At 38.2% G+C, this 4,813-nt stretch carries 2 protein-coding genes; one reads left to right on the forward strand and one right to left on the reverse strand.

Annotated elements, in window-relative coordinates; translation table 11 throughout:
• Positions 1-105 precede the first annotated feature (105 nt).
• The gene (locus V7266_RS29525) at positions 106-774 is read right to left on the reverse strand and encodes a hypothetical protein (RefSeq protein ID WP_335472776.1); all 669 of its coding nucleotides are present in this window, start codon (positions 772-774) and stop codon (positions 106-108) included.
• A gap of 284 nt (positions 775-1,058) precedes the next feature.
• On the opposite strand from V7266_RS29525, the gene V7266_RS29530 reads away from it, so the two are divergent.
• Positions 1,059-4,721 carry a polysaccharide deacetylase family protein gene (locus V7266_RS29530; protein WP_335472777.1) on the forward strand — a complete coding sequence of 1,221 codons (3,663 nt, stop codon included), beginning with the start codon at positions 1,059-1,061 and terminating at the stop codon, positions 4,719-4,721.
• Positions 4,722-4,813: the final 92 nt, after the last annotated feature.

Genomic DNA, 4,813 nt, shown 5'->3' on the forward strand with positions numbered 1-4,813 from the left:
GACTTAAGCCCAGTGGAATACCGGACTCAAGTCTTGATGGTTGCCTAATCTTTTTTGTCTAACTTTATTGGGTCAGATCATAATTGGTTCCCTTTTTACGTTAATTTAATTTACCTTTCCATTGTTAACCTTCTGATCCTTACGACTCGCAGCTTTTGCTTTTGCAGCTTGAGAAACTTGTTGTCCATGATTGGCAGTTGTTGTCGTTGATGACGAAGTTGTTGCTGTCGACTTTGCCGGCGCCGTTGTTGTTGTCGACTTTGCCGGCGCTGTTGTTGTCGGTGCTGGTGTTGTTGTTATCGCCTTTGTCGGTTCCGTCTTTGTGGTTGTTTTTGAACTTATCGTTGTTGTAGTAGTTTTCTGAATGGTCGTAGTTTTAGTAGTAACAGGTGCTGCAGTTTTAGGTGTTGATGAAGCAGCTCGTGCAGTCGTGGTACTTTTTTGAACCTGAGCGGTGGATTTATTACTCTTTGCTTGGACCGAAACAGGCTTAATAGAAGTCGCAGTATCTACATTCTTACTTTTTGTTTCAGGCTTTTGCTCTTTTAAAGTAATATTTACTGTTGTGACTTTATCCGCTGTTCCTTTTGTTTGATTTTTCCCGTTTTTTTCTACTGAGTCTAAGGTATCCGCTGTTTTTGGTTCATCTGATATAGGTAAATGATTTACTTCGTATGGTTTAGTAGATTGTTCGGTTAACAAGTTGTTGGTGAGAGAAAACGTAACGGATCCTACTAACACCATGGTTAGGGCTCCAATAGCTCTTTTGTTCATATTCTTCCCCTTTTGTCTTTTTATTCAGGATGATAATACAAATTTCGCCAAAACCTGCAGGCTTTATGGGGGTAGAATAGTAAATTAAGAGATTATTAACCAAATATTGACTTAAGTGCCATTAGAAATAAAAAAAACATTTCATTCTACCCCCAAAATCTATTCATGATTACCTAACTTTTTGTTGGTAGTCTTTTTTTGTCGAAAAATATAAAGCAGCGTCAAGAAAGTAATACATACTATTAAAATTTAACTCTCAACAAACACCTATAAGGAGGAATATCGTGAATAAAGTAGTTAGGTGGATTGTTCGATCATTTTTTGCACCCGTCACTGGTAATAGAGGGGCCATTGCGAGTTCACTTGGATTTTTCCTTGCCTTTTTACCGATATATAGTATTAGAATACCATTATTGCTTGTTCTCTCACTTTTGTTTCGTCTTAATATCATCGCCATTTTACTAGGAACATTAATGACTCTTTTTATTCCTACTATTCGAGAGTTGCCTTTCCTGGATGTACCTGTATTAGAAGGATATAATTTAACACCCGTCCTGGGTGGATTAATCGGGCTTGTTTGTTATTTTTTCTTCCATTGGTTTTACAATTTAGGGCTAAAAACACGGGAACGAAATCAAGAACATGTTTTTCTTGATCCGGCTAAAAGACGCTGGTCGATTATAAAACGGATGTGTACAGGCTTTATTCTATTAATGGTTTTAGTATCTTTTATTTTTATAGAAAGTCTTAATACTGACCCGTTGTTTCCTAATCTGCAATTAAATACAAGTGAAGCGACAACCAAGATTGAACCAATTAATTCAAGTTTCACGGATGAACAGCTTGCCAAGCAGCTGCAAAAAATGAATCCTGCCTCGCTTAATCATAAAAATGATGGAACAGAAACCAAAACACAAATTTCAAGGAAACATGAAGTTTATGGTTTTTATGTTAATTGGGATGAAAACAGCAAAACGTCCTTTAAAAAAAATATTGGATCAATAACCACATTAGTGCCCGAGTGGCTGCAGCTTAATAAGGATCTAACCTTTAAATCCAGCAATGACTCGTCCATTATTGCAGAGGCAAAGGCACATCAGATAAAGATCCTCCCAGTAGTAAATAATTTTATAAATAATAAATGGGATGCAGAAACCCTTCATCGGTTATTTAATACTCCTGGTGCAGAAGATCTTTTTATTAATAATTTGTTGGATTATGTGCAAACAAATGACTTTGCTGGTATTAATATTGACTTCGAGAATATCAACCAAAAGGACAAAGCGGGTTTATCAAGTTTTGTAAATAAAGTTTCTGATGCCTTTCATCAACATGACCTATTGGTAACAATTGATGTCCCACCAAGTAACACTGCTTTTGACTATACTTCATTAACAAATGATGTGGATCGGCTGTTTGTCATGCTATATGACCAGCACAACTCCACGAGCAAACCTGGACCTGTCGCACCGTTAGATTGGGTAAAAAATAGCTTGAACCGCCTTGATATTCCTTCTGAAAAATTAGTTGTTAGTTTGGGAAGCTACGGGTATGACTGGGAAGAAAACTCCACGGAGCCTGCTGAATCGATTACTTTCGGAGATATTATGAATCTTGGATTGGGTACCAACCTTAAAATCCATTGGAATAAACAAGTAGGCAACCCTTATTTACGTTACAAGATAAATGGAAAAAATCATATTGTTTGGTTTTTAGATGCCGCAACATTTTATAATCAAATGAAAACCGCAATAGCTAGTGGCTCAAAAGGAATTGCAGTATGGCGGCTTGGTTCTGAAGATCCTTCGATCTGGAACTATATGAATCAACCAAAGGAAATGGATAATCCATCCAATGCCTTGGAAACCTTAGTCAGTCCTGAACCGGTTCACTATTCAGGCGCGGGAGAAATTTTAAAAGTGGTTTCTCAATCTGAAAAAGGGAAAAGGGCCATTGAAGTGGATGCTCAAGGTTTAATCAAAAATGAAACCTATACTAAATTACCAACGCCTTTTAAAGTGGTTCGTTATGGAAAACCGAAAAAGAAGGAAATCGTTCTTACCTTTGATGACGGACCGGATCCAGTCTATACACCGCAAATATTGGACATTTTAAACAAGTATCATATAAAAGGTTCCTTCTTCATCGTTGGAGAAAATGCCGTGCTGCATCCAAATCTGATTAAAAGAATGTATAACGAAGGTCATGAAATTGGCAGTCATACCTTTACACATCCTGATGTTGCATCTACAGCACCATGGCAAACAAAATTAGAGTTAAATGCTAATCAACGACTTTTTGAGGAAATTACCGGACACTCGATGACCCTCTTCCGTCCGCCATATGTGGCAGATGCGGAACCGAGTACAAAAAGCGAACTGCTTCCGATCGTGCGTGCACAGGATATGGGGTATACGATGGTCGGCGAATTAATAGACACCGACGATTGGCAAAGACCTTCTAGTAATGAAATGGTGAAGCGGGTTTTGGAGCAGCTGTCAGAGGGAAATGTGATTTTGTTCCACGATTCAGGAGGTGACCGATCAAACACGGTAAAGGCTTTGCCGGTTATCATAAAAGAACTGCAACAACGCGGCTATACCTTTACCACCATTGGTCAAATGATTGGAAAAACAAATAGTCAGATTATGCCCTCTGCTAAACAGAACAGCCCCTATTTGGTCTATGACAAAGCGGTGTTTATGCTTATGCAGGGCTGGCGTTTAGGATTATATGTTCTTTTCTATTCAGCTATTTTCTTAGGAATCTTGCGACTTACGCTCTTCATCATTCTTTCTAGAAAGCAGGTAAAAGCGTATAAAGAGACTGTGATTGATCCTGCCTTTACACCGTTTGTAAGTGTAGTTATGGCGGCTTATAACGAAGAAAAAGTAATTTGCAAAACAGTTGATTCTATATTATCCAGTGATTACCCTGCTTTTGAGGTCTTAGTTATCGATGACGGGTCAAAGGATGATACGGCTGGTGTGGTTAAAAAAACTTATCTAAACCATCCTTTCGTCAGATTAATAAAAAAACCGAATGGTGGTAAATCTTCTGCTGTAAATCTAGGATTTAAAGGAGCAAAAGGAGAAATTGTTGTGGCACTGGACGCTGATACACTCATTGCCAAAAATGCCATCTCCCTGCTTGTTAACCATTTTAAAAATGAACATGTGGCTGCAGTGTCAGGTAATGTCAAAGTCGGCAATAAGGGAAACCTCCTAACTAACTGGCAGCATATTGAATATGTAACAGGCTTTAACTTAGAGAGAAGAGCATTTGCTGCTTTAAACTGTATTACGGTCGTACCAGGAGCGATTGGCGCATGGAGAAAGTCGGCTGTGGAAGAAGCAGGATACTTTAAAGAGGATACGCTGGCAGAAGATACGGATATCACGCTTACCCTTTTACGCCAAGGGAAGAAGATTGAATTTGAGGAAAAGGCTTATGCCTTCACAGAAGTTCCTGAGGATATCAAAAGTCTTGCAAAACAGCGCTACCGTTGGGTCTATGGTACACTACAATGTTTATGGAAACATCGTGGGGCTTTATTTAATAAGAAACACAATTCATTAGGTTTTATCGGCTTACCAAACATGTGGCTTTTTCAATATATCTATCAAACCATCTCTCCTATTGCAGATATATTGTTTATAATGGCTCTATTTAACGGCCACTCTGGAAAGGCAGCCATTGGATTTATCTTATTTTACCTGCTGGATTTCGTTACATCCCTATATGCGTTTCGTTTGGAGAAGGAAAGCCCCAAACCATTGGTCTCATTATTTTTACAACGGATCTTGTACAAACAGCTTATGACGTATGTTGTAATAAAATCTATTTTCTCTGCGATTAAAGGAGTAACCGTTGGCTGGAATAAACTTAAACGAAAAGGAAATGTGACTCAGGAAACCTATATGGTGAATGTGAAGGAAAATATGTAATGGAATAAACGAAAAAAGGTCTTTCCCATTCGGAAAGATCTTTTTTTAAAAATCCCCCCAGTTAATAAGTATAAAACCCAAATAAATAACTG

It is taken from the genome of Neobacillus drentensis, assembly GCF_036965645.1.
Lineage (GTDB): Bacteria > Bacillota > Bacilli > Bacillales > Cytobacillaceae > Neobacillus > Neobacillus drentensis_D.